The organism is Pigmentiphaga daeguensis (assembly GCF_039523035.1).
Classification (GTDB): domain Bacteria; phylum Pseudomonadota; class Gammaproteobacteria; order Burkholderiales; family Burkholderiaceae_B; genus Pigmentiphaga; species Pigmentiphaga daeguensis.
Genome location: NZ_BAAAEN010000024.1, coordinates 40,423 through 64,316 on the forward strand (window position 1 = coordinate 40,423; position 23,894 = coordinate 64,316).

At 65.1% G+C, this 23,894-nt stretch carries 25 protein-coding genes and 1 pseudogene; 11 read left to right on the plus strand and 15 right to left on the minus strand.

Annotation, left to right across the window (positions count from 1 at the left end; genetic code table 11):
* Positions 1-175 precede the first annotated feature (175 nt).
* The 15 genes and pseudogenes from ABD104_RS23895 to ABD104_RS23965 all read right to left on the minus strand — a co-directional run.
* Positions 176-406: pseudogene (locus tag ABD104_RS23895) on the minus strand (hypothetical protein); the annotation flags it as partial.
* Between the two features lie 538 nt (positions 407-944).
* Complete coding sequence (locus ABD104_RS23900) at positions 945-2,957, minus strand: DNA topoisomerase III (RefSeq protein WP_343928345.1); 2,013 nt, start codon at positions 2,955-2,957, stop codon at positions 945-947.
* A 269-nt stretch (positions 2,958-3,226) separates the two neighbouring features.
* On the minus strand, positions 3,227-3,667 hold the full coding sequence (locus tag ABD104_RS23905) for a single-stranded DNA-binding protein (RefSeq protein ID WP_343928346.1): 441 nt from the start codon (positions 3,665-3,667) through the stop codon (positions 3,227-3,229).
* 73 nt (positions 3,668-3,740) lie between these two features.
* Positions 3,741-4,268 carry a DUF3158 family protein gene (locus tag ABD104_RS23910; RefSeq protein WP_343928347.1) on the minus strand — a complete coding sequence of 176 codons (528 nt, stop codon included), beginning with the start codon at positions 4,266-4,268 and terminating at the stop codon, positions 3,741-3,743.
* A complete protein-coding gene (locus tag ABD104_RS23915; protein WP_265815725.1) occupies positions 4,265-5,050 on the minus strand; it encodes a PFL_4669 family integrating conjugative element protein in 786 nt (261 codons plus the stop codon). The genes ABD104_RS23910 and ABD104_RS23915 overlap by 4 nt, the downstream gene beginning before the upstream one ends.
* Before the next feature lie 317 nt (positions 5,051-5,367).
* On the minus strand, positions 5,368-6,612 hold the full coding sequence (locus ABD104_RS23920; protein WP_343928348.1) for an STY4528 family pathogenicity island replication protein: 1,245 nt from the start codon (positions 6,610-6,612) through the stop codon (positions 5,368-5,370).
* Between the two features lie 3 nt (positions 6,613-6,615).
* The gene (locus ABD104_RS23925) at positions 6,616-7,176 is read right to left on the minus strand and encodes a DUF2857 domain-containing protein (RefSeq protein ID WP_343928349.1); all 561 of its coding nucleotides are present in this window, start codon (positions 7,174-7,176) and stop codon (positions 6,616-6,618) included.
* Positions 7,177-7,191: 15 nt separating this feature from the next.
* Positions 7,192-8,820, minus strand: coding sequence for a ParB family protein (locus tag ABD104_RS23930; RefSeq protein ID WP_343928350.1), 1,629 nt, complete (start codon positions 8,818-8,820; stop codon positions 7,192-7,194).
* A complete protein-coding gene (locus tag ABD104_RS23935) occupies positions 8,813-9,061 on the minus strand; it encodes a hypothetical protein (RefSeq protein ID WP_012205954.1) in 249 nt (82 codons plus the stop codon). Before ABD104_RS23935 ends, ABD104_RS23930 begins: the two co-directional genes overlap by 8 nt.
* Entirely contained in the window at positions 9,045-9,920 is an 876-nt protein-coding gene (locus ABD104_RS23940; RefSeq protein WP_012205953.1) for a ParA family protein, read from the minus strand. The genes ABD104_RS23935 and ABD104_RS23940 overlap by 17 nt, the downstream gene beginning before the upstream one ends.
* Positions 9,921-9,962: 42 nt before the next feature.
* A complete protein-coding gene (locus tag ABD104_RS23945; RefSeq protein ID WP_014603611.1) occupies positions 9,963-10,175 on the minus strand; it encodes an AlpA family transcriptional regulator in 213 nt (70 codons plus the stop codon).
* Positions 10,176-10,293: 118 nt separating this feature from the next.
* Positions 10,294-11,049, minus strand: a complete 756-nt coding sequence (locus ABD104_RS23950; protein ID WP_343928351.1) for a hypothetical protein — start codon at positions 11,047-11,049, stop codon at positions 10,294-10,296.
* A 568-nt stretch (positions 11,050-11,617) separates the two neighbouring features.
* Entirely contained in the window at positions 11,618-13,546 is a 1,929-nt protein-coding gene (locus ABD104_RS23955) for a tyrosine-type recombinase/integrase (protein ID WP_343928352.1), read from the minus strand.
* Between the two features lie 488 nt (positions 13,547-14,034).
* Positions 14,035-14,943: a LysR family transcriptional regulator gene (locus tag ABD104_RS23960; RefSeq protein WP_018077868.1), complete on the minus strand. Its 909-nt coding sequence runs from the start codon at positions 14,941-14,943 to the stop codon at positions 14,035-14,037.
* Between the two features lie 397 nt (positions 14,944-15,340).
* Positions 15,341-15,619: an ExbD/TolR family protein gene (locus tag ABD104_RS23965; RefSeq protein ID WP_025297715.1), complete on the minus strand. Its 279-nt coding sequence runs from the start codon at positions 15,617-15,619 to the stop codon at positions 15,341-15,343.
* A 232-nt stretch (positions 15,620-15,851) separates the two neighbouring features.
* On the opposite strand from ABD104_RS23965, the gene ABD104_RS23970 reads away from it, so the two are divergent.
* From ABD104_RS23970 to ABD104_RS24020, 11 genes are all read left to right on the plus strand, one after another.
* Positions 15,852-16,763: a LysR family transcriptional regulator gene (locus ABD104_RS23970; protein ID WP_019751274.1), complete on the plus strand. Its 912-nt coding sequence runs from the start codon at positions 15,852-15,854 to the stop codon at positions 16,761-16,763.
* Between the two features lie 531 nt (positions 16,764-17,294).
* The gene (locus ABD104_RS23975) at positions 17,295-18,056 is read left to right on the plus strand and encodes a hypothetical protein (protein ID WP_013982109.1); all 762 of its coding nucleotides are present in this window, start codon (positions 17,295-17,297) and stop codon (positions 18,054-18,056) included.
* 118 nt (positions 18,057-18,174) lie between these two features.
* A complete protein-coding gene (locus ABD104_RS23980) occupies positions 18,175-18,393 on the plus strand; it encodes an AlpA family transcriptional regulator (RefSeq protein ID WP_011829925.1) in 219 nt (72 codons plus the stop codon).
* Between the two features lie 40 nt (positions 18,394-18,433).
* Positions 18,434-19,300 (plus strand): ParA family protein, encoded by an 867-nt coding sequence (locus ABD104_RS23985; protein ID WP_023123932.1) that lies wholly within the window; start codon positions 18,434-18,436, stop codon positions 19,298-19,300.
* Positions 19,284-19,520 carry a type II toxin-antitoxin system HicA family toxin gene (locus tag ABD104_RS23990; RefSeq protein WP_013982111.1) on the plus strand — a complete coding sequence of 79 codons (237 nt, stop codon included), beginning with the start codon at positions 19,284-19,286 and terminating at the stop codon, positions 19,518-19,520. Before ABD104_RS23985 ends, ABD104_RS23990 begins: the two co-directional genes overlap by 17 nt.
* Positions 19,513-21,171: a ParB family protein gene (locus ABD104_RS23995; RefSeq protein ID WP_013982112.1), complete on the plus strand. Its 1,659-nt coding sequence runs from the start codon at positions 19,513-19,515 to the stop codon at positions 21,169-21,171. The genes ABD104_RS23990 and ABD104_RS23995 overlap by 8 nt, the downstream gene beginning before the upstream one ends.
* A gap of 17 nt (positions 21,172-21,188) precedes the next feature.
* Positions 21,189-21,749, plus strand: a complete 561-nt coding sequence (locus ABD104_RS24000) for a DUF2857 domain-containing protein (RefSeq protein ID WP_023912240.1) — start codon at positions 21,189-21,191, stop codon at positions 21,747-21,749.
* Positions 21,750-21,751: 2 nt separating this feature from the next.
* A complete protein-coding gene (locus ABD104_RS24005) occupies positions 21,752-22,945 on the plus strand; it encodes an STY4528 family pathogenicity island replication protein (protein ID WP_023912242.1) in 1,194 nt (397 codons plus the stop codon).
* 127 nt (positions 22,946-23,072) lie between these two features.
* Positions 23,073-23,372, plus strand: coding sequence for a type II toxin-antitoxin system RelB family antitoxin (relB, locus tag ABD104_RS24010; RefSeq protein WP_009618210.1), 300 nt, complete (start codon positions 23,073-23,075; stop codon positions 23,370-23,372).
* On the plus strand, positions 23,359-23,646 hold the full coding sequence (locus ABD104_RS24015; RefSeq protein ID WP_009618209.1) for a type II toxin-antitoxin system RelE/ParE family toxin: 288 nt from the start codon (positions 23,359-23,361) through the stop codon (positions 23,644-23,646). Before relB ends, ABD104_RS24015 begins: the two co-directional genes overlap by 14 nt.
* 28 nt (positions 23,647-23,674) lie before the next feature.
* Positions 23,675-23,866, plus strand: coding sequence for a hypothetical protein (locus ABD104_RS24020; RefSeq protein ID WP_011805449.1), 192 nt, complete (start codon positions 23,675-23,677; stop codon positions 23,864-23,866).
* Positions 23,867-23,894: the final 28 nt, after the last annotated feature.

Below are 23,894 nucleotides of genomic sequence, written 5' to 3' on the forward strand. Positions count from 1 at the left end.
GGAACCCATGGCTGCTGGCATGTGCTGACGAATCAGCGAACATGCGGGCAGCTTCGTCCGGGGGCCGCGCTGCGTCAGTTGGAAAACGACATTCGGCCCAGCCCGGATTGATGGGCGCAGAGACAGAAAACCCGCATCGAGTGCGGGCTGTCAGGGGGGGCGTGGGTGCGTTGGCTCACTCGGTCGTGTCGCCCAGGACATGCTGCTTCCACAGGGCGAATGCCTCGTCCTGTCCCAGTTCGGCCAGGACCACAATGGGTTGCGCCTGCCGCGCACGCAGCGAAGCGAAATACGCCTTACGGTCGGCGATGGCCTTGAGATTGATGCCATCGATGAACAGCAGTTTGCCGCCTTTGATGAACAGCACCTTGTTGCCAAGGTCGCGCTCGAACGCGGCTCGTACTTTCTCCGGTTGTTGCATGCGTCGGTTTCCTGTTGCTGTGGCCGGCCGTTGGCTCGGAACGTTGATCGGCGAGATGAAGATGCCGAAGGCTCGCTGACCTTCGGCTCGGGAGGAAATAACCACCCGTGGGCTGTTGCAGGCCCGGTCGTCGCTAGAACCGTCTGCTCATCAGCAATCACACCCGGCCCATGTCGTGGCTGGGGCCGGCATCGTCTGGCGCACATCCGCGCACAAAGGGAGCCCGTTTTTGCGCCGGTGGGCACCGGCACCGAATACCGCTGACCACAAAGGGTCTCCGGGTGGCTCGCGCTGCCTGGTAAGCCATCGGGGGACCCTTCGCAGTGGGCGGGAGAAACACAGACCAGCAGAACACGCGGGAGACGGTTCGCGGAAAAGCTACCTTCAGGTCCCGCAGCCGGGGACGGCTGGGCGGGACGCGCACACGGACAAGAAGGTGTTGCGCGCTGGGCGACCCGCAGGGGCGTGCGGGACACGGGCCACGCCTTTGAAACAGGGCGCGGCCCACGGGAAACGGAGTCAGTCAGGCGCCTTTGCGGCCGCTGCTACGCGAGCGCGAAGCGCCACGCTTGGGCGTACCGGATTCGACCGGCAGCGTGCCTTTGCAGTCGGGGTAGCGACTGCACGACCAGAATGGGCCGCTCTTGCCGGTGCGCTGGCGCGTCGCTGCGCCGCACTGCGGACATGCTGGCCCATGGGGAAGCTTGATGGACAGGGACATGCTGCCGTACTGCGCGATCAACTGCGAAATCCAGGCGGCCTGCTTGCTGAGGAATACGTCCAGGGTGAGCTGTCCCGCCTCGATCATGTCGAGCGCCTGCTCCCACACTGCCGTCGTGCCGGGGTCTGCAATCGCTGCGGGCACGGCGTCGATCAGCGTGAACGCCGCATCCGATGCGCGAATGGAGCGCCCCTTCTTCACGATGTAGCCACGGGCGATCAGCACGCTGATGATGTTGGCCCGCGTCGCCTCGGTGCCGATGCCCGTCGTGTCTTTGAGCTTCTGCTTCAGGCGCGGGTCGGTCACGAAGCGCGCAATGCCCTTCATCGACTTGACCAGTTCGCCCTGGGTGTAGGGCTTGGGCGGCATCGTCTTGAGCGCCTTGATCTCGACCTCAGCCACCTGGCACGCCAGGCCCCCACGCAGCGGGGGCAGCACCTGGCTGCGCGCCGCGTCGTCGCCGTCCTCATCCGCTTGCGGTTCGGCCAGCACCAGACGCCAGCCTTTGACGACCACCTGTTTACCGGTGGCCACCAGCATCTGCTGGCCGCAGGAAAACTCAGCCACGGTACGGTCGAACTCGTGGTGCGGTAGGAACTGCGCCAGGTAATGCGCCCGGATCAGCCGGTACACCGCCAGTTCCTTCTCGCTCAGAGCAGAGAGGTTCGCGGGTTCGAGCGTCGGAATGATGCCATGGTGCGCCGTGACCTTGCCGTCGTTCCAGGCGCGCGAACGCTGGGAGCGGTCGAGCTGACCCATGATCGGGCGCAGCGACGGGTCGGTCTTGAGCAGGCTGTCCAGGACGGCGGGCACCTCGGCAAACATGCTTTCGGGCAGGTAGCCGGAGTCCGAGCGTGGGTAGGTCGTGGCCTTGTAGGTTTCGTACAGCGCCTGGGCGATCTCCAGCGTTTCCTGTACGTCCAGCCCGAGCTGCCTGGAACAGACCTCCTGAAGCGTCCCCAGATCGAACAGCAGCGGCGGGCCTTCGCGCACGCGCTCGGTCTCGATCGACACCACCTGGACGCTGCCCGCAGCGCGAATCTGCTGCGCCGCCTGCTGGGCGACCGGCTGTTGCAGGCAACGACCGGCGTCGTCGGTGCAGCCATCGGGCGCAACCCACAGCGCGGCGAAAGCCTGACCCTCTGCGGACAGAGACACGTCGATGCCCCAGAACGGCACCGACTTGAAAGCCGCGATTTCGCGGTCGCGGTCCACGACCAGCTTCAGGGTCGGGGTCTGGACACGTCCGACCGACAGCACGCCGTCGTAGCCTGCTTGCCGCCCGAGCACAGTGAAAAGTCTGCTGAGGTTCATGCCGACGAGCCAGTCTGCCCGCGAACGCGCCAGCGCCGAGTAATACATCGGCAGCGTATCGGACGACGGTCGCAGCTTGCCGAGCGCGGTGCGGATCGACGCATCGTTGAGTGCCGATAGCCACAAACGCTCGATGGGACCACGGTAGCCGCACAGGTCGATGATCTCGCGGGCAATCAGCTCGCCCTCGCGGTCGGCATCGGTGGCGATGACGAGATGGGTCGCCTTCGCCAGAAGCGCCTTGACGACCTTGAATTGCGTGGCGGTCTTCGGTTTGACCTCGACCCGCCACTGCTGGGGAATGATGGGCAACTGCTCCAGTGACCAGCGCTTGAGCGCCGCGTCATAGACCTCGGGTGCTGCCGCTTCTACGAGATGGCCGATGCACCAGGTGACGGTGACGCCGGTGCCGTTGAGACAGCCTTCACCACGCTGCGTCGCGCCGAGAATCCGGCCAATATCCTTGCCCTGGGAGGGCTTCTCGCACAAGAACAGCCGCATATCCGTCCATCCGATTTCCGTGGTTCATTGAGTTGCTGGAATCGAGGATGCCGGGCACCGCCAGGGGCAGCAGTAAACAAGTCGCAAGCGGTGGCGACCACTTTCACGGGATGGAATGGCTTGGGCGGAGATAACGCGCAGCCGGGGTATGCGGGCCGGGAGCCGCGATTTTCAGGAGCGCGTGGAAGCCGGTGGACGTTGATGGAGCTATCCCCTGGGGATAGCTCGCGGGTGCATGGAGCGGCGAACAGTGGCCGGCTCATACCGGGTCACTTCCTACGCCGCGGCTCTTTTGGCGCAGCCGGTTCCTGGGCGGCCTGGGACTTTGCCTCCGCATCCTGCGGCTTCGGGCTGAGGGTCACGGACTCGACGCGGAACGGCAGGATGCCAACGCTGCGCGCGTTGATCTGCCAGGTCTCGCGCGGCTGATCTTCGTTGTTCGTCCAGGGCTCGCGCTCCATGCGGCCGACGACCAGCACGCGCATGCCTTTCTGGTACAGGTTCTTCCAGTGCGCGACGTCACGGTGCCAGATTTCCACCGGTGCCCAGAAGCCGCCGCGATCCTCGAAGTCGCCGCCTTTGGTGGGAACGGGGTTGTCGAAATACACGTTCAGCCGCAGTAAGCGCCGCGGCTCGTCGTTGCCGTTGGGGAACTCCCGGTACTCGGGCGGGGAGCCAATGTTGCCTTCGCCCCAAAAGTGCGTGCTCATGTTGCAATTTCCATGGTGGTTGAAATACCCGTGCCGCGTCGGCTTCGGGCGCGTACTGGGGAGTCCGGTGCCATCACCGGTCACGCATTCCAGATGGGATGGACTTGAGCCTGCGCAGGTAGGCGTCTTCCGCCTCGGCCGCCTTGCTGGCGCATTCCTGTGCCTGCCTGCCCAGGGTGTGCAGCAGACTGATCTGCATGTTCAACGTGATGCGCTGAAGCTCGATCGCGTGCAGCTCGGCCAGCAGATTGACCGGCGTGCCGGTGCTCGCCATCAATTCCTGCCACAGGGCCACACCCATGGCTGAGCGGTCGTGTTTGCGCCAGCGCAAAAACGCCGTGCCTGCGCCAGTGGTTTGCTGGGCCAACTCCACGGGCAGCAGGTGGAAGGGATGCCCGACTGCCTGTTGCAGCACCTGCCGCTGCGCCAAGCCAATCAACTCGTCGCGCATGGCGAAGCACTGGCTGGCCCAGCCCTCAAGATCCCCCTTACCCTTAAAAGGCTTTAAAAGGCCTTTTAGAGAGGCAGCGTGTTCCAGCTTCATGAAGGCAGCCTGTTGCAGGCCCTGGAAGTAGCGGGGTTCGCGGTTCGGATCGCTCATGCCTGCTCGCCCTCGACCTCGCCGGCGCCGACCTCGGGCACCGCGCCGGTGGCGGCCTCGTCGTTGGGGGCAGGCGCTGCAGCAGGACTCTCAGCACGCTGTTGCAGGCCACGGCGCACGATGGGCGGCGCGAACTTCGAGCGGCGCGTGCCTTCCAGCACGTCCTGCGGCAGTTCGCCGAATTTCTCCAACGCCGCCCGTGCTGCGGCGTTCTTCGACACGAAGTCGTCGCGCGTACAGCCCGAATAGCGGTATTGCTGGGCCAGCGAGAACAGGCTGCGCAGTGCATGGGCGCCCTCGTTGAGCCAGCGCTCCAAGGTGCTGCGGTCGATGAGCGCCGTGTGGTGGGCGAGTATCAGTTTGCGGGCGATGTCGTCGTAGTCGGCCAGCAGATAGACGGCGGCAAAGCCGAGCTGCGCATTGACGAACAGCGGCAACTTGACGGGCTGCACGTTAAGGTTCTCGCCCAGGCTGAGTGCCGGCGGCACGCTCGCCAGTGCCTGATCCACCTGCTCGCGCAGCGATTGCAGCGTGGTCTTGGTCTGGTCGAGCTTGGCCTCGATGCGCAGCATCCACCAATCCGAGTACGGGTCGTCCTGCTCCGAACCGCGCCGCATCTTGTTCATTTGGGCGATGTAGCCGTTCAGGCCGACGATGCCCGGTCGCCCCTCGGCGGCGGCACGGCCATGCCAGATGCGCGAGGCGTGGTGCGTGTGAAGCGTCAGCGACATCGCGCTGCGCAGGGAGCCGAGATTCAGTTGCAGAGGTTCATTGGTTGCCATGGTGTCCGCTCGTTGTGGGAAAAGGAGCGGTCAGCTTCGGCAGGAAGCGGAAGGCCGTCAGTCAACAAACCGAAACCTGCCAGACCCCGGTTCAGCGCGTGGTGGCCGCCTGCGGCGCGAGCTATCCCCAGGGGATAGCTCCATGCAGGGCCAACGAACGCTACACGTCGGGATCAGGGCGGACAACGCCGATGCTACGGCTGATGTTCGAGGCCAGGCCTGCGACTGCACGGCAGCCGCCCCAACGGTGGAACTATCCCCAGGGGATAGCTCTACTGGCATCCATGGGCGTCCACTTCACCGCCTTGTCGGTCGGCTCACTTGCTGGCGAGCAGATCTCGCAATCGCTCGATGTGCTGCCTGGCGACTTCTGGTGGCACCGGTTTACCCTGCGCTTGGGCCGGCGATGCGGGCGGTGGCCGTTCGTTTGGCGGGGTGGGTGCCGGTGGCGGATCTTTCTTGGCCCAGGCATTGAACTCACCGTGGATGGCCCGCTGGATGATGCCGAACAGATACCCAGCGGGATTGCGGATGCCATGGTTGGCGCAGCGCGTGGCCCATTCGTCCAGCACGTCCTGCCTCAGCGAGGCATCAACCTGCTGCAATGCCACCTTGGCACCCGCCTGCTGTTCCGCCTTCAGTTGCGCAAAGCGCTTGGGCCATTGCAGATCGCCCAGCGCGCGCGCCTGCGCAGTAGTACGTATTTCATTAATACAACTACTACGTACTGTACGGTCCTGCTTCGGATTCCGAAGAGAGACGTCTGGCGCGGGTTTCAGCCCTGCTTCGGAATCCGTAGTGGGTCGTTCGCCATTCCGAAGAAGGTTCGGAGTCCCTTCTTCGGAATGGTGAATGGCGTCTTCCTGTGGATAACTATCGCTGGCCGTGAGGTGCTGGTTGGCGAGACGTTCGGCCATCACCTGCAACCGTGACGGGAGGGTGCGTCCGGCCAGTAATGGGTCTTCGCCGATTTCCTTGAGCGTGTGCAGGCCCACGATCTGCACGGCCTTGGCAGAATGGCCGAGTGCCTGGCTGACGAGTTGCAGGTAGTCCGGGTCGAGCTGCATGGCCTCGAACGGCGTCAGGGGTTCATCGTGCAGCACGTATAGATTGCCGAGGATGCGACCGGTCTTGGGGTCACGCCGTCGCCGAACCAGGCTCAGCCAGCGGGTCAGGCGCATCAGTGTCAGTGCCCGTGCCACGGTTTCATGCGAGGCCTGGCCTGCGCAGGGCATGGACGCCAGCCAGGGTCGCAACTGCTCGTAGGTGGGAAATGCGGTTACGCCATCGTCGTTGAGCATCAGCCGGAACACTTGCCAGGCGTTTCGTTCCAGCGGCGTCAAGCGGCGGTCGAGGAACAGCTTGCGTGGCACCGTCTCGTGCCGGTTGCCACTGAACAGGAAAGCATCGCCGGAGGTGGGCGTGGGCGACTGTGCAGGTGTAGACGCAGGTGCGCTGGGGGCGGGCTTGGGCGCAAGGTCTTTCAGCGCAGCATCGAACAGCTCTGTGAGTGCGATGGGGCCTTGACGTAGGGCTCGTGGTGCGGTGTCGTCCACGGCCATGACTCAAGCCAATCCCTGATCGACCCAGCCCTTGATCGAGGCCCAGACCACCGAAAGAGGCAGCGACATGCCTTCGGCCAAGTCCATGGCGGCATCGAAGATGGAGGTTTCGTCTTCGAGATCGACGGTCCTGCTGTTGGTCACGGCCTTCCATTGCCGCCACAGCTCCGTGTCCTGCTCCTCGTCCAGCACGGGGTGCCGACCCTTGCGTTTGGGCAGACCGAGGATTTCACGGCGAAGCGCTACTTCCTGATGCGTCAAACCATAGAACTTGCTGACCATCTCCGTGCTCGCGCCCAGCCTGAGCATGCGATCGACTGTGGCGATTTCCTTCTCCACGTCCTGCACCTGCTGGAGCAGCCGCCGCAGCACTTCGCGGTTGACCGTCACTGAGCACCAGGAGACGTTGGCGTTGGCCAGCACGCTGATCAGCGCGGGATGCTTGAGGGCGTCCAGCTCTGCCTCGCCAAACCCCATCAGTTTGCAGCGGCGCAGTTGCCCATTGCGCAGGTCATAGAGGGCCTGGGCGATGACAGCCTGGTTGAGTGGGTGTGCTGTGGACATGCTGGCCTCCCTCGCTCAGGTTCCAGAGTCCGCAGCGCCGGCTTCGAGATCGAGCAGGCGGCGGGCCAGTCGCAGCAGGCGGAACAGCTTGACCAGCGCGGTGTCGCTCAATCGTCGGGTTACGTCGCCCTGGCCGTGCAGCAGCGCCGGCAGGTCGATGACGAGTTGCCCGTTGTCCAGACCGACGTCGGCGGGCTGCTGACCGGCCAGGCAAGCCAACAGCGCATGGACGGTACGGCCCAGCGGCGCTGGGTTTGTGGTGCGAGCACGGCAGGCGAAGCCGATGCCGTCTGGGCGATCATCGATGCACTCGCCCAGGTCTGCCTCGACCGCAATCTCGCGGGCAAACTGCGCGACGTGGATGCGCAGGTGCTCGGGTGTGTCCAGGCCGGGGGCGATGTACCAGACATCCGAGATCGGATAGAGCCCGCCAGCCTGCACCGGGATGGACTGCAAGACGTTCGCCGAGAAATCGTGCGGCAGTGCATCGCCCAACTGGTCGGCGACCATGCGCTGGATGGACTCAAGCCGTTCGGTCGTCGGCGCTGGCGAGACGATGTGCTCCCGAAGCACGTCGTCATTTACCGCCGGACTGGCTGCGCCCGAATGACTGGCGCCTGTATTGCTCTCGCCCGTCGAGGGCGTTGCCGTCGGCATCGCGGTGGGTGGCGCAGTATTGGCCGGTGGGCGCGCGATGGCTTCTGGCTCTGGCAAGGCAGGCGGCGTCGAGGGCGGCGTCGGCTCGCTGACCAAGGCACGCTGGCGGCTCTCGGATTCGGTCATGTCCAGAGCGAGCACGTCGTAATCAACACCCAGCAATTCGGTCATCTGGCCGATCAGCTCGTCCTGCACGCGCTGCGCAGAGAACTCGTCGGCCTGGACATCGAATTGCGACAGCACTTCCTGAAAGAACTCGTCGAAGCCCTGAACCAGTGAGCGGCCTTTGGCGTAATGCTCCCAGGTGCGCTCGCAGGCCTTGCGCATAACCGACAACCGCTCGACCTGGTGACGCCCCAGGCCGGCGTAGAGCACGGTCGGGATTGCGGGCAGCAGGTAGCGTACCGCGTCGGCCATCCGGCTGATGTGCGACTGCTGCACGGGGTATCCGTCGGCGGCCAGGCGGCGGGCCAGCTCGGATTGGCTCAGGGTGGGGCCGCTTTCCAGTTCGTAGAACTCGCGCGCTTTCTCGACGCCCAAAGCGCGCTCGATGAAGGTGAGGCCACCGCGCAGTTCGTTTTCCGCAAGATGCCCGGTGAGCGCGACGATCTCGCCACGCTCGGGCCATGGGCGGAACAGGCATGAGACCCGAAAAAAGCGTTCGTCCTTGGTCTCCGACCAGAGTTCGCGCAGGATTGCCAGTCGCGTGTTGCCGCCATTGCGGATGATGTAGTGATCGTCGCCGGGCCGCCGGGTGATGGCCGGAGCCGCGTCCAGGCCACGCTCGCGGATGGATGCCTTGATTTCCTCGTACACCGGATTGCGCTTCTTGCGCGGGTCGTGGTCGTAGGGGTGCAACTGGTCGAGCGTCACGACCATGGGCGTGTCGGCGATCGGGTCGCTCAAGGTCGTTGCTGACGGGCCGCTGCGCTCGAACCCGGACGCAAGCAGTTTGCCGGCCATCTGCTGGGAGGTGATCTCAGTCATGGCCGCCTCCCTGCGCTTGGGATCGGGTCTCGCGCTCGGCACGACGGATCTGCGCACGGGCGTTGAGGGCTGCCCGGTGATCGCTGGCCGTCGAACTGGTGTAGATCGCGGCGCAGCCTGCCTTGGTGAACTTGAGGTGACCGCCCGCCGTGCGCTTGACGTGCCAGCCTTCGCCGACGGCGAACTCGATCAGGGCGCGCAGCCGGCTGTGGCCTCGGGCCAGTTCATGTGCGTTGGCCATGGGGCCTCCTGGTATCAAGAGGCTGTGGCGGACGGCCGGACACTGCGGCAAATCGATCCTGCCACTGCGGGAGCAATTCGCCGGCAAGATCGCGCATGGTGGCGAGCGCGGCGGGAGCGACTCTGCCCACTGGCTGGCGGTACTCGACCCGATGCACCGGCAGACCGCGCGTCGCGGCACGCGGATAAGCCTCAATGGCCGGCACGTCGGTGGCCAGAACCCGAATGCCGGTGTGGCCCTGGAACAGATCGCGCAGCGCCTGCTGGATCAGACGGGCGTTGGCGGACACCGGATGGACGCGGTTGATGAGCAGGTGCAGCGGCGGCGGCTCGATACCCAGCTGCCGGTACGGCGCAATGTCCGCCAGCAACTGCATGGTGCCGCGCCGCAGTTCGCGGGCGGCGAGGATTTCCGGGGTCACTGGCGACAGCGCGAGGTCGGAGGCCAGCACCGCCATCTCCAGCAGCACCGAGCGCGCGCCCTGGGTGTCGATCAGCACCAGGTCGTAGAGGGGGTTCAGTATCGGCAGCAGGTGCCGCAGCCGCAGTCGCCCGTCTGGCGCGTGCAGCAGCAAAGTGTTCAGTTCGCCTCGGTGGTCGTTGGAGAGCACCAAGTCCAGGCCCGCGATGATCGTGCGGGACACAAGCTGGCCAAGGTCACGCTCGTTGAAGGCCAGCAATTCATAGATACCGCCCGGCGCACGATGGGCCAGCTCGTAGTAGGAGGACAAGGTGGGCTGCACATCAAGATCGAGCAACAGCACGCGCAGCCCGGCGTCCGCAGCGAGACCGCCCAGGTTTGCGGCCGTGGTGGTCTTGCCGACCCCGCCTTTGGTTGAAATGATGGATACGACCTGCATGGCGTTCTCCGTGTCAGGATGGAAAGTCCGCGGGAGAACGGGTCAGGCCCTGTTGTTGACGCGCTCGTCGATCCACTGATCGATTTCGATGGAGTCCCAGCCCACGGCGCGCACGCCCAGACGCAGCGCCTGCGGGAACTGGCGTTTCTTCATCAGGTTGTAGATGTGGGCGCGCTTGAAACCGGATTTCGCTTCGACTTCTTCCAGGCGCAGGATGCGGCGCTCGTTTGGCTGCAGTACAGGTGTTTGCGACATGGCGGTCACTCCTGAACGCTCCGTGGCGTTTGTTGGCGTGACCTCTATTCAATAGACACGGCTGCGAAAAGACATTGCAAATGCAATCTCCGCGACTGCACATACAAGCTGGCAAATCTCAGCGGGAGGCGCTACGCAGCCGGCGCCTGGCGGTGGCGAACTTGCCGTTCAATGTCCGCTCCGCGATGCCCATGGCACCGCTGTGATGGGCGACCAGCGCGCTGACCACGGCCTCCTGCGTCTTGAAGCTGGAGTACGGCGTGCCCGATGGCGACTGGCCGAGCATCAGCTCCAACAGGCCGCCAACGATGTTCAGGTAGGTGGCCTCGGCTCGATCACTGATCGGACACTGCGCGCATGCCGGAATCACCGTGGGCTGCTTGAGCAGCGCGTCATGCTTGTCCTGCAACTCGCGAAGCTGACGTTTGGTCTGTTCCAGGACGGATTTCAAAGCCTGGCGTTCGACCAGCATGGCTTGCCCTGTTTCCAGAGAGATGAAGGGATGGGTGATGCGCTCGCCGCGGGAGAAGAGAAAGCCGGGCCGCTGCTCGGGGTAGTGCTGGCGCATCCAGCACTTCAGATCGACATGGCGTACCGTCAGATCAGGCGAGTCGATCAACGCGGTGTCGCGCGTCGTGATGCCGTGCTGGCCGAAGGGCAGTTCCCCGTTGAGGATGCCGTCGTAGATGCGGTCGGTGTACAGCCGCAGTTCGCCCAAACGTGGGCAGTCCAGTGACTTCGGCAGATTCATAGGCGACGAGACCGAAGCCAGGATCACCTGCTCGTATCGCAGCAGTCCGGCCCAGCGGATGGATGCTTCGAGCGGGCGGTAGAACACCTTTGATGTTGGTGCATCATTTTTGTTCTCGTGCATGCTCCGTCTCCTTCCAGGAGAAGAACTACAGGGCCGACTGCTTTTGCAGCCGTCCTCATGGTCGGCCTGTTGTCCGCGCAAGACGCGAGTGATGACGCCCGCTTTTGATTACTTCTGATCAGTTCGCGCAACGAGTAGGCGTTGTGTGCTCGATGTGCAAAAATCCATCGAGCACAAGAAAATCGAGCGTCCGTCGCGGCTCGACAGTGACGCTTGCGCTATCAGGATCGTGAGAAGTTGCGGCTCACGCAAAACCGTATCGGTATGGTCTGATACGCCAGCGGTTTGAAAAAGCGGCGAGCGGTCGGAATCTATTGCTCGGGGCTTGGGATTGGCCGCGGAAATCCGCTGGCGTCATATCCGATCGGGATACTGATATAGCGAGATAGCATCACCGAGAAGTCGCCCATGGTGACTGCCAGGCGCAGATTCGACGCTAGACGCTGCCTGCCGACACTTGGAAATTGCGAGTTGGCCGCGCAGAAGACGGAGGGTTGGACACGCGAAGCGATCGACCTTTGTTCCCTGCTTTGAGCTTGACCGGACGGTGCTGCCGTCCGGCCCCAGCTCAACGGGCGACTAGATCTTCGGGCGTATCGACCAACATTGCCGTTTTTACCAGGCGCTCTACAGCCTGCCTGGCCAGCACCGGAGACGCCTCCGATTGCTCTGCAAGCTCATCGGTTTCTATGGCATGTGCGGCGACCAGCCGAGCTGCAAGATGCAGGTTGGTCGGATCGACTGCCTCGATGACTGGGCACTTGCCCAGGGCATCGTATGGCCGCAGCAGTGCGTGATAGATGTGCCAAGTGTCGATGCCGCGCGGCACCAGCTTCAGGACAGCCTGAATCAGCTTGCGTTTGATGGGGTCGAGTTGCCAGTCCGGGACGCGCTGCCCACGGTGCCCCAGATGAATCGACAGGAGATTGCCGGCCTGAATCTCGTAAGTGATCCAGCGGCGGGACTTGCCAACCAGCTTGGCGTAATCGGCCACCGACAGGTTGTGGGCTGCGTCGAACATCTCCAGCAATTGCAAGCGCTCGCGCTGCACCTCTGACAGCGTGGGGCGCGCGTACTCGGGCAGATGCACCGCCGAAAGTCGATAGACGGAAGCTGGAACCGCTGGCGCATCCGGCGCAGGCGCAACGATCAACTGAGGGGCGTTCGGGTTCAGGGCTGGCGGCTGCGCGACCGCCTGCCCGGCAATCGTGGGCAGGCCCTGCAGCGTGATGGTCAGGTGCGTGCTGGCAACTTCGACCTGATTCTGCTCGAACAAGTCCAGGCGATCGGCCCAGTCCTGCATCATGACGCGGCGCTGCTCGACGTACTCGGCGTGGTTGTAGGTCGCGCTGATCCGATCCGGATCGGCATGCGAAAGCTGGGCGTCTATCCACTTGGGCGGATAGCCCAATTCATTGAGCGCAGTCGAGATTGTGGCGCGAACGCCGTGCCCAGTGAGCTGGTCTTCATATCCCATGCGCTTGAGCGCGCCATTGAGCGTGTTCTCGCTGAGAGGGTTTTTCAGGCACCAATCACCAGGGATGAGATAGACCTGCGCTGGCTTCAGATTTCCCAGCAGATGACGAACGACTTCTTGTGCCTGCAACGACAGTGGCACGATGTACGGTGGGATGTCGGCGAAACGCTGGCGCTTCTTCTTGGTGAGCTGCTTGCGTTGCTTGAGCCTGACAACCGGGATGATCCACAGACCGCGCTCTAGATCGAACTGATCGGGCGTGGCGTAGCGCAATTCACCGGTGCGCACGCCCGTGAGCAGCAGCAGACGTAGACCCAGTTGCGTATTCAGGCGACCGCTGTACTTGCGCAACGTCTGCAGCATGGCCGGCAGCTCGGGCATGCGCAAAAAGGGGTTGTTCTCCACCGGCGGCAGCGGCATCGCCACCACATCCAAATCCTTGGCCGGGTTGTCGCCCATGTTGGGCACCACCACCGAGGCGTAGGTGAATAGCTGGCTGAACCAGGTGCGCAGCTTCTCGGCGACCGACAGCGAGCCACGCTTTTCCACTCGGCCGATGATGTCCAGCAGGTGGGCGCGGGTGACGTCGTAGACGGTCAGGTGGCGCAATACGGGAAACACATCCTTGGCGAAGACGCGCCCGATCTGTTTGGGCGTGCTCTGGCGGCCCTCATTTTCCAGGGAGAGGCTGCGGTGGGCCAGCCACTTGTCGTAGATGGCCTGGAAGGTGTGCTCGCCAGCCAGGACAATCACGTGGCGTTTGCGCTTGCGTTCCGAGTGAGGGTTGATGTCCTTGGCCAGCAGCGCCCGCGCCTCTTCACGCAAGTCGCGAGCCTGTTTCAAGGAGAGGGCCGGATAGCCGCCAAAGGTGATGCGCTCACGCTTGCCCAGCCAGGAATAGCGGAAGTGCCATACCTTGCTGCCGATGGCGGAAACGTAGAGGTAAAGGCCGTCGAAGTCGGCAAGCGAGTACGGCTTGCCGGTGGCCTTGGCTTGTCGAGCCATGAGGTCCGAGAGCATATGTCCAACTCCAGAAGGCGAGTTGAATGCAATCGTTCTCTTCTAGCCCCGGCTCCTCCAGCAACAATGCGGATTGGGAACCTCGCACATTGTTTGGGCCACTTTTTGTACCAGTTTGAGCTGGCTGTCAGTGGTTCTCGCTGGATGTCAGTGGATCGAGGTTGGGTGAAAATCCTCAATCCTGACAATGACTTACGACGTTCCCTGGCGTTCGGTGGAAGTCCCTGGAAAGTCGAAGTGGAGCGGGTGAAGGGAACAGCACCCGGTCGCTAACTCGTTTATTACGAACGTTTTTTCCGATCCAGGCGTCACGGAATGGACTCGATTGTGGACTCAAGTCTTCGGCCTGGTCAACGCAGGCCGTTGCGGGTGATCCAAAGCGAGCCAAGCACATCTATCAACAGCCAGAGCATCGGATTTCATTCCGAAGTCTATCTGTCCACCGGCACATAACGCCACAGGCCGCAACGGACAGGCGAGCTGCGTCCTCAAAGGACCGGCTCATCATCGACCGGCGCGGCCCCGTCTTTCACCCGCTCGATGAATCGCCTCATGGGCTCCGAGGGTTCGCCCCGGCGGCGCAGCAGGTAGGTGGAGAGCATCGGTGGGATGCCGGCCAGGGGACGAATGGAGATGTCCGGGCGCTGTAGCGTCTGCACCTGCGAGGCGATGGCGAAGCCGATGCCGTAGCCGGCGCCGACCAGGGTCAGCATCACGCCCAGGCTGGTCACTTCGTCCACCAGCTTGAGCGGCATGTTCGTGTCCTGCAGCACCGCCTGAATCTGGTGGCGGCAACCGGAGCCCGCCTCGGGGTGGCACAGAACCAGCGGAAACTTCAAGGCTTCGGGCAGCGGCACCTGCACGTGTGCCAGCAAGGGATGGCGTGCGGGCACGATCACCGACAGCGGGTCGGTCCACACCGGCTCGGCGACGAGGCCATCATGCACCGCGTTTGACAACGCAAAGCCGATGTCCAGCAGATCGTCGTGCAGCATCTTGAGCTGCTGCGCGAACGGCAGCTCGAAGACGCGAATCTCCAGCTCGGGCTCCTCCTCACGGCTGCGTGCCAGCAGGGTGGCGATGCGGGGCTGCGCCAGGCTGTCGCAGATGGCGATGCGCAGATGGCCCTGGTAGCCCTGTGCCGCCGCCTTGGCGCTCTTGACTGCCTGCTCCACGGTGGCCATCACGCGCCGGCATTCGCCGAGGAACACCTGGCCGGCCCAGGTCAGCCGCGTCAGGCGTGTGCTGCGGTCGAACAACTGCACGCCAAGCTGGCTTTCCAGGTCGCGCATCGCACGCGACACAGGCGACTGCTCGATGCCCAGACGCTCGGCTGCACGGGCCAGATGCAGTTCTTCCGCAACTGCGACGAAGTAACGCAGCAATCTGAAATCCAAGGCCACCTCCTGTTTGTCTTCTTCTGGTTCGGCATCTCGGGCGCCAGCATCTACATCCGCATCCCGTCAGTACCTCCTTCGATTGCATCGCGTCGAAGCACTCATGCCTGTCGGGACCAGGCCCGTCGCCGACACGCGCGGAGCTGGCCGGCGCACACAGCCGGACACTGAATGCTGATGGCCAGTGTTTGCTGCTGCCATGCCAGGGCGGGCGGCCAAGCAATATGACGCAGGCGTTCCTGCGAACCAGGGCCGCGAAGACGATGCTGCGTCCGCAAGGCTGGTAAATCAGCCGGTGTGTCGAGCACCGCGCGCAGGCGCTCACGCGTGTCGGAGTTCGCGATCGGTGCAGCCGACGACGACACGCCGGCGTCAGGGCGGGCGTGCCGATGCAGTTTCATGGGGGTGTCTTTCGGCTCACCCCGGTCGTGGCCTGGTCGGTCACGAACCCAGCTCCAACACCCCGGACTTCTGCGTAGCCGCCATCCCCTGGGCGACGCGCTCGTAGATCCACCAGGCGGTCGCCGCGGATGAAGTCCTCGGGCTGCGGTTGACGCGGCGCGGAGGCCTGCAGCCGCTGCGCGAGCTGCTCGTCGCCCATGCGTTCGTCGTTCCAGAACACGCTGCCGTGGGTAGTGACGGACAGGTTCGCCACGTCGGGCTTGATCGGCTTCACTCCATTCAGACACAGATGCTAATAAGAAATATTATTGATTGTCCGTGGTTTTGTGTGATATGGCAACACCGATGGAATAACCCGGCCTTGCCTGGACACTCGCAGCCTCGCCAGCGACTGAAGGCCGGATGGCGGCAACTGGAAAGCCTCTGTGACCGGCATCGCCACCGGGAAGCACTCATGCGGTTCCCTACGGCCAGAGGAATGGACTCCACTTTCTGGGGGGAAGTACATGAACTTACGCCATCTTCGCTGTTTCATCGCCGTGGCCGAGGAGTTGCACTTCGGCCGGGCGGCGCGAAGGCTGCATGTGGAGCAGTCACCCCTGTCGCGAACGATCCGCCAACTGGAGGCGGACTTGGGCGTGACGCTGCTGGAGCGCACGCCGCGCGGGGTGCGCCTGACCCCGGCCGGGCAGGTGTTCCTGGAGGAGGCCCGGCGCGTGCTGCTGACCCTTGAGCAAGCCCAGACCAAGGCGCGGGCGGTGGCGGCGGGACACCGGGGCACCCTGCGCATCGCCTTGGCCGGCGGCGTCGGGCGGACCCGGCTGTCGGCGCTGCTCGCGCTGTGCCGGGAGGAGGCGCCGGAAGTGGGCATCCGGCTGTTCGAGGCGCCGCTGTCGCAGGTGGTGGGCGGGCTGGGCAACGACCTGTACGACGCGGCCTTTGCGATGGCCGGCGAGATGGAGGCCGGGGTGGTCGCCATGCCGGTGTGGCAAGACCCGCTGGTGGTGGCCATACCCGCGCGGCACCCCTTGCTGGCGCACAAGCGGGTGCCGCTGGAAGAGGTGGTGGGCTACCCGCTGGTGCTGTGCCACCCGCAGGTGTGTGCGGAGTGCAGCCGGCAATGCGAGCGCCTGCTACGCCTGGTGGAGACACCGTCGGTCGTGGCCGAGTACGTGACGACCCACTCGCTGATGCTGGCCCTGGTGGCGGCCGGCTATGGCGTGGGATTTTCCACCGAGGCGCACGTGGTGGCATGCCGGCAGGCGGACGTGATCGTCCGGCCGCTGGATGAAGACTCGGCGGCGCTGACGACCTACCTGCTACATCCCGAGGGCGCGATGTCGGAGCCACTGCGCCACTTCATCGACCGTGCGCAGCGTGTCGGCCATATGCCGTTGGATACGCAACGGCTCGCATGAGGCTGTTTCAGGCGGGTTGGCCGATTCCATTTTGGTCAAACCGCCAGACCTGTTTTGTCATAGCGGGTTTCCATTGACGTTGTGCACGGGCGCGCTGCATCCAGGCGTTGCTCGCGCTTGCGGTTGGCATCCTGCGATGAAACTCGCATGCCCATCGTGGCGCGTCACAGCGAAGACGCGCGGCGCAACAGTGCTTGCCGTATGCGCATCGGCTCTGGCGTGTTGAGCTGATCGCGCTTTACTGGGCCTTTTTCCCTGCAAAGACTTTGGCCTGGTTATCCGGGTCAGGCATGGCGCCCGCGAATGACGCTGGTGACAGCATGTTTCGCGGCTTGCGAATTGTGAGTGATGGCGCCTTGCGCGGCAAGGCGCACATCTCGCATCGGAACCGGCGGTATCACCGATGCCACGGTCTTCGCCGCTTCGCCACCTGCTCGTTTCGCCCGGAGATTCCTGGACAGCCACGCACGCCGCCTGTACGGCGGGTGCGCGTGCTTGGACTCGGTGCGATGACGAATGGAGGCGCGCGATATGCCGAAGTCGAGCAGCCTGGCCGATGGCGCCAAGACCTACTACCGCCCGATCGAGGCGGCAATCCGCTGGAGCGGATTGCTGCGCTTCGAGCGGCGCATCCTGGCGGCCTTGGGAGAGCGGCCTCTGCCGGAGGCAACGGAGTTTCCGCGCTGGCCGATGCTGCGGTTGAACGCCGAAAGAATCTTCGATGCGCTGGCTCACGGCGAGATGCCGTATGGCAAGGAGGGCTTAGTGCGGGACACGCAGGGCCTGGCAATGGACGACCCGTCGCTGACGGTGCGGCACGTCGATCTGAAAGCCTGGATGGCGCACTACTACCCAGGCGAGAAACCGACGTTTCTGTTCGATGAGATCGAGCGTGCGCTTCACCCGGCGATCAGCCTGGACACAGTGGGCGCATTGCTGGTCGAACGGGAAGCGATCAAGGCGCGGCTGGCGGAACACCTGGGCGTGCTCGAGACGCTGCGCGCCGAGCATGAGGCGCTGCTGAAAACGCACGCCGCCTGCGCGGCCGACACGGAGCGTGCGAACACGCTGGGGCCGCGCAGCGAATCGACCTACCTGAACATCGTTGGCGGGTTACTGACGCTGCTGCTGGGCAAGTCGCCCAGCGGCATGCCGTATTCCAGCTTCCTGACGCAGGAGGCCATCATCAGCGCGATGGTGGCGCACCACGGCAACGCGATGGGCATCACCGAGCGCACCCTGCAGGCCAAGTTCGCACTGGCTCGGCGCAATCTGCAGAGCACAACTTCCTGAGCGATGCCAGACCGTATCTGCGGTCGCGGAAACCGCATTTGCGGTGTCTTTCTTCAACGCGGCGTTCTTAATTCGAGTCACGCCAATCAGCGCCACTGAGCGTTAAGGAGTGACCCTCATGTCTTCGCAGACCACCGCCACGGCGGCACCGACCGAGCACCGCATCCTGCGCCGCGCCGAGGTCGAAGCCAAGACCGGCTTCAAGCGCGCGCACATCTACAGCCTGATGAAGGAAGGCAAGTTCCCCAAGGCGCTGCGCCTGGGCGTGCGCGCGGTGGGCTGGGACTCGGTGGAGATCGAACAGTGGATCGCCGAGCGCCTCAAAGAACGCGCCTGACGCTTCTTCTCGGTTCATGCCATTCGACGAGGAGAAGCCCATGCAGGTGGTGTCCATCATTTCGACCAAGGGCGGCGTGGGCAAGACCACGACTGCGGCCAACCTGGGCGGCTTCATCGCCGATGCCGGGCTGCGCGTGCTGCTGCTGGACCTGGACGTGCAGCCCACGCTGTCGAGCTACTTCACGCTGGACGTGCGCGCGCCCGGCGGCATCTACGAGATGCTGGCCTTCAACGAGCGGCGCATCGAGCAACTGGTGTCGCGCACCGCGATCGCGGGCCTGGACCTGGTGCTCTCGAACGACGACCGCGGCGAACTGAACACGCTGCTGCTGCACGCTCCGGATGGGCGCCTGCGACTGCGCCATTTGCTTCCCGTCTTCCGCCCGCACTATGACTTGCTGTTGATCGACACGCAGGGCGCGCGCAGCGTGCTGCTGGAGATGGCGGTGCTGGCGTCCGACCTGGCGCTGTCGCCGGTGACGCCGGAAATCCTCGCGGCACGCGAGCTGCGACGCGGCACGCTGCAACTGATCGAGGACATCGCGCCGTATCGGCACCTGGGCATCGAACCGCCGCCGCTGCGCCTGCTCATCAACCGTGTGCATCCGGTGTCGTCGAACGCACGGCTGGTCCAGCAGGCGCTGCGACAGGTGTTCCAGGAACAGGCCGGCGTGCAGGTGCTGGACACCGACGTGCCGGCCATCGAAGCCTATCCGCGCGCTGCGACACGAGGATTGCCGGTGCATCGGGTGGAGTACCGGCGGCCGGCTGGGCGCACGGCGCCCGCAGCGCTGGACACCATGCGCACGTTGGCCGGTGAGCTGTTCCCCGCGTGGCGGGAGCGCTTCGCGCTGGTCACCGGCCGGGCCGATGCGGGAGGGGCCAGCCATGGCGAGCGCACATGAACTGGCGCGCGGCCGTGAACGGCTGCGCGCGCTGATCGAGTTCGCGCTGGGCGAAGGCTGGCGCGTGGTGCGCACGTCCGGCGGGCACCTGAAATTCACGAAACCAGGCTGCGCGTCGATCTACACCAGTTCGACTGCGAGCGACCACCGTGCCGACCGCAATGCCCGCGCGCAGCTTCGCCGCGCCGACAGGCAGGCGCAGGAGAACGGCCGTGGCTGAGCTGACGCCGCAGGACATGGCTGCCAAGCTGCTGGCCACCGGCTTCGAGCGCAGTGGCCCTTCGGCCGCGACCTTGAGCGACCCCATCGCCGACACGCCGATGGTGGTGACGCTGGACCAGTTGCGGCCCTACGACCACGACCCGCGCGTGACGCGCAACCCGGCCTATGCGGAGATCAAGGCGTCCATCCGCGAACGTGGGCTGGACGCGCCCCCCGCGATCACGCGCAGGCCGGGCGAGGCGCACTACATCATTCGCAACGGCGGCAACACGCGGCTGGCGATCCTGCGCGAGTTGTGGAGCGAGACCAAGGAGGAACGCTTCTTCCGCATTGCGTGCCTGTTCCGCCCGTGGCCGGTGCGCGGCGAAATCGTGGCGCTGACCGGGCATCTGGCCGAGAACGAGCTGCGCGGCGGGCTGACCTTCATCGAGCGGGCCTTGGGCATCGAGAAGGCGCGCGAGTTCTACGAGCAGGAAAGCGGCCAGGCGCTGTCGCAGAGCGAACTCGCGCGGCGGCTGACTGCCGACGGCTATCCGGTGCCGCAGTCGCACATCAGCCGCATGAACGATGCGGTGCGCTATCTGCTCCCGGCGATCCCGACGCTGCTGTACGGCGGATTGGGCCGGCATCAGGTGGACCGGCTCGCGGTGCTGCGCAAGGCGTGCGAGCGCACCTGGGAGCGGCGTGCGCTGGGCCGCACCGTGGCCGTGGACTTCGCTACCTTGTTTCAGGACGTGCTGACGCAGTTCGACACTCAGCCAGACGACTTCTCGCCGCAGCGGGTGCAGGACGAGCTCGTGGGCCAGATGGCCGAGCTGCTGGAGGCGGACTACGACACGCTGGCGCTGGAGATCAACGACAGCGAAAGCCGCCAGCGTGCGCTGACCAGCGAACCGGCAGCGCCGACGCCCCCGGCAGCACCTGTCTTGCCTGCTACACCGCCCTCGCCGGTCTCCGCGCCTCGGCAGCCACCCGCCTCGTCTGTGCCGCGCGACACCACGCCGGTCGCGCCTCCGGCGCCAGCAGCAACACCGCCTGCACCGCCCGGAGCGCCGGAGGAACAGTACGGGCAACGCGACGAGCGTCTGCAAGGGCACATCGTGACACCGGCACCGACCACCGAGCGCCTGCTGTCCATCCAACGGATGGTCGCGGACCAGCTCGGCGACAAGCTGCCCGACTTCGAGGTCGACGCGCTGCGTGCGATCCCCGTGCAGGCTGGCGGGCTCTATCCCATCTCGGACGTCTGGTATATCGAGCCGGGGCTGGACGCGCCGGATCGCCTGCGCGTGCACATCGCGCAGTTCGCGCGCGAGATTGCCGGGGACGCGGCGGTGGCCGACCACATCGAGGCCATCGACGGCGGCATCGGCTTCGTCTGCGTGGCGCCGGCCGTGGGCCAGGCGAAAGCGCTGCCGGCGTTCGCGCGGGCGGTGCTCACCCTGCTGCATGCGCTGAGTGCGGCGCCGCCTGCCGCGAACGGCTTGGACCGCGCGCGGCTGGCCGACGAGCTGGCGGCGCTGCTGCATGGCCACGGCGGCTCGGCCACACGCCTGAGCGATGCTGCGCTGGTGAAGCTGTTCCGTCTGCTGCGCCTGGCGCGCCGGCTGCTGGACCTGCAAGCCGGCGAAGCGGGCCAGGAATCCTGAGCGCAGGAGGCTCTCGCATGTCGGCACCGCACCCGCTCAACCAGGCCGTGATCGCCCAGGCCCTGCATGACCTGCGCAACGGCCAGTTGCGCCGCTGCAAGGCCATGGGCTTCGGCGAGGAGGAGTTGGATGCGCTGAAGCACCCCGAACTCGTGAGCATGCTGGTGAATGCCACGGTGTCGTGGTGTTCGGTGTCGGTGAACCGGGAGGTGTTGAAGCGGCTGCTGAGCCAGGTGCACGACGTGGAGCGGGAGATCGCCACGGTGGACCGCATGCTGCGCCTGGGGGCGAGCACGGAGATGGTCAGCAAGTTCTACGGCCTCACGCATCAGGAAGTGGCGCTGCGCCGCGACATCCTCGGGCTACCCAAGCGCAAGGGCCGGCATCCGGTGCTCGATGAGGCGCAGGACGTGACCTTGTGGGAGCGCTGGAAGGCCGGCGTCACCGAGCGCCATATCGCCCTGACCGATGACATGGCGATGCTGGCGCTGACCATGGACCTGGCCGAGGCGCTGAGCCTGCCGATGTCGGTGGTGTGGGCGGCGATACGCAACTGGATCGACCAGGGGCTGGTGTAGCCATGACCACGGGCGGCGCACCACGGCGCGAAGGCCCGGTTGCGCTGTCGGCGTTGTTCGACGAGGCGCTGCGGCACCTTGAGTCGAAGGAACCGGCGCAGGGCACGGCGCCGAACCAGGACGGTTTCCTCTACAGCGGCAACCGCCATGAGAGCGTGCCACGCCGACTGTTCCTCGACCGACGCCTGACGCCGCTGGAGCGCAACGCCTGGCAGGTGTTCCGTCTGCAGCTCAACGACGACGGCGTGACCGCCTTTCCCACCTACGACCAATTGCGCCCCTACCTGGCCTCGATGCCCTGCGCGGCACAAGCCTCGCACGAGACCGTGGCGCGCGCCTTGACGCTGCTGCGGCTGACACGCTGGCTCAGCCTGGTGCGGCGGCGGCGCGATCCCAGGACCGGCCGTATCCAAGGCAACCTCTACGTGCTGCACGACGAACCGCTGTCGCCCTTCGAGGCGATGCAGCTCGACCCGGACTACCTGGGCTTGGTCAGTCAGGCGCTCACGCACGCGGCGAAGGCGGTGCAGGTCGTGGGCATGAACACGCTGCGGGAGATCGCCGAAGACCCGCTGCTCAGCGGCCGCACGCTGCCGACCCGCTTGCAGGTGCTGGCGCAGCGCATGGCGCGGCATGGCTGGACGACGCCAGGTTATCCACAGGAGGGTGCGGACCACGAATCCGAAGAAGGCCAGGAAGCCCTTCTTCGGAATGCTGCGCGCCCGTCTTCGGAATCCGAAGCAGGGCCGAAACCCGCGCCGGACGGCTCTCTTCGGATTCCGAAGCAGGACCGTAAAGTACGTAATGATCGTATAAATGAAGTACGTACAGTACCGCGCGCGAGGGCCTTGCAGAACCTGCGGCTGCCAGACCGCTTCCAGCGTTTGAAGCACGAGCAGCAGTCCGGCGCGCTGGTGGCCTTGCGGCAGGTGGACGAAGCCCTGCGGCAGGCGGTGCTGGACGAATGGGAGGCGCGCTGCTGCAACAGCTCGGTGCGCAACCCGGCTGGCTACCTGTTCGGCATCATCCAGAAGGCGATCCGTGGGGAGTTCAAGGCCTGGGCGGGCGACAGCGCCACGGTGCCGCCTGCTTCCCGTCCACCCGCACCGGCACCGGCGCCATCGGCACCGCCGGTATCCCCCGAAGTGGCGCGCGCCCACCTGGCGCGGTTGCGGGCGGCCCTGCGCGACCCGTGACCGGCCGAGCTATCCCCTGGGGATAGCTGGGACAGGGAGCCTTCCGGCGGGTCAATCCGGCTACACCCTTGCCAAGGTCTCAATTGAGATACAAAGTAGGGGCTAATGCATAACAGGAGAAGCAACGATGGCCGCACAGACTTCGATGCTGCACATCCGCGTGGACGATAAGCTCAAGGCCGATGCAGCCGAGAAACTCGCCGGGGTCGGCCTCACCGTTTCGGACGCCGTGCGCATCCTGCTGACCCGTGTGGTCAAGGAAGGCGCACTGCCGGCTGGCCTCACGGCCGACCCGGAGGCCTACGATGCCTGGTTCCGGGCGAAGGTCCAGGAGGCGCTGGCCGACACACGGCCGCCGGTGCCGCACCAGCAGGTCATGGATGAGGCGCAGGCCCTGATCGACAGGAAGCGGCGTGCGCGTACTTGAGTGGCGGGAAGCTGCCCGCGCCGACCTGCTGGCGATTGTTGACTACATCTCGGACGACAACCCCGATGCCGCGCAGCGGTTGAAGGACGACATCGAGGCCAAGGCCGCGAAGCTGCCGGAGCGCCCGAAGCTCTACCGGCCTGGCCGCGTGGCCGGCACGCGGGAGATGGTCGTGCGTGCGAACTACGTGGTGGTCTACATGGAGGACACCCGCGCGGTGTCCATCCTGCGCGTGTTGCACGCCGCGCAGCAGTGGCCGCCGGCACGGGAGTGAAGGAGGTTTTCCTCACTGGAGATTCACCATGAATACCAAGGAGCCTGAAGCAGCCAAACTCAAGGCGCTGCAGGAAGCAGCTTGCATGGGCTGGGCCGACATCGCCGCCGGCCGCCATGCCGATGTTGCCGACGGCCAACTCGAAGGTTTCATTGCACAGTTGGGACAGCAGGCGGCGCTTGCCGTCGCTACCCGCCGCGAGGCTATCCCCAGGGGATAGCTGGGACAGCCAGCCTTCCCGCCACCGA

Excerpts from the sequence above, each read along its gene's own strand:
- ABD104_RS23970 (WP_019751274.1), top strand. The coding sequence starts at position 15,852 with ATGAACTTACGCCATCTTCGCTGTTTCATCGCCGTGGCCGAGGAGTTG.
- ABD104_RS23915 (WP_265815725.1), bottom strand. The coding sequence starts at position 5,050 with ATGGCAACCAATGAACCTCTGCAACTGAATCTCGGCTCCCTGCGCAGC.
- ABD104_RS23950 (WP_343928351.1), bottom strand. The coding sequence starts at position 11,049 with ATGCACGAGAACAAAAATGATGCACCAACATCAAAGGTGTTCTACCGC.
- ABD104_RS23935 (WP_012205954.1), bottom strand. The coding sequence starts at position 9,061 with ATGGCCAACGCACATGAACTGGCCCGAGGCCACAGCCGGCTGCGCGCC.
- ABD104_RS24020 (WP_011805449.1), top strand. The coding sequence starts at position 23,675 with ATGAATACCAAGGAGCCTGAAGCAGCCAAACTCAAGGCGCTGCAGGAA.
- ABD104_RS23945 (WP_014603611.1), bottom strand. The coding sequence starts at position 10,175 with ATGTCGCAAACACCTGTACTGCAGCCAAACGAGCGCCGCATCCTGCGC.
- ABD104_RS24000 (WP_023912240.1), top strand. The coding sequence starts at position 21,189 with ATGTCGGCACCGCACCCGCTCAACCAGGCCGTGATCGCCCAGGCCCTG.
- relB (WP_009618210.1), top strand. The coding sequence starts at position 23,073 with ATGGCCGCACAGACTTCGATGCTGCACATCCGCGTGGACGATAAGCTC.
- ABD104_RS23975 (WP_013982109.1), top strand. The coding sequence starts at position 17,295 with ATGCCGAAGTCGAGCAGCCTGGCCGATGGCGCCAAGACCTACTACCGC.
- ABD104_RS23920 (WP_343928348.1), bottom strand. The coding sequence starts at position 6,612 with ATGGCCGTGGACGACACCGCACCACGAGCCCTACGTCAAGGCCCCATC.
- ABD104_RS23940 (WP_012205953.1), bottom strand. The coding sequence starts at position 9,920 with ATGCAGGTCGTATCCATCATTTCAACCAAAGGCGGGGTCGGCAAGACC.
- ABD104_RS23980 (WP_011829925.1), top strand. The coding sequence starts at position 18,175 with ATGTCTTCGCAGACCACCGCCACGGCGGCACCGACCGAGCACCGCATC.
- ABD104_RS23955 (WP_343928352.1), bottom strand. The coding sequence starts at position 13,546 with ATGCTCTCGGACCTCATGGCTCGACAAGCCAAGGCCACCGGCAAGCCG.
- ABD104_RS23990 (WP_013982111.1), top strand. The coding sequence starts at position 19,284 with ATGGCGAGCGCACATGAACTGGCGCGCGGCCGTGAACGGCTGCGCGCG.
- ABD104_RS23925 (WP_343928349.1), bottom strand. The coding sequence starts at position 7,176 with ATGTCCACAGCACACCCACTCAACCAGGCTGTCATCGCCCAGGCCCTC.
- ABD104_RS24005 (WP_023912242.1), top strand. The coding sequence starts at position 21,752 with ATGACCACGGGCGGCGCACCACGGCGCGAAGGCCCGGTTGCGCTGTCG.
- ABD104_RS23910 (WP_343928347.1), bottom strand. The coding sequence starts at position 4,268 with ATGAGCGATCCGAACCGCGAACCCCGCTACTTCCAGGGCCTGCAACAG.
- ABD104_RS23900 (WP_343928345.1), bottom strand. The coding sequence starts at position 2,957 with ATGCGGCTGTTCTTGTGCGAGAAGCCCTCCCAGGGCAAGGATATTGGC.
- ABD104_RS23905 (WP_343928346.1), bottom strand. The coding sequence starts at position 3,667 with ATGAGCACGCACTTTTGGGGCGAAGGCAACATTGGCTCCCCGCCCGAG.
- ABD104_RS23930 (WP_343928350.1), bottom strand. The coding sequence starts at position 8,820 with ATGACTGAGATCACCTCCCAGCAGATGGCCGGCAAACTGCTTGCGTCC.
- ABD104_RS23985 (WP_023123932.1), top strand. The coding sequence starts at position 18,434 with ATGCAGGTGGTGTCCATCATTTCGACCAAGGGCGGCGTGGGCAAGACC.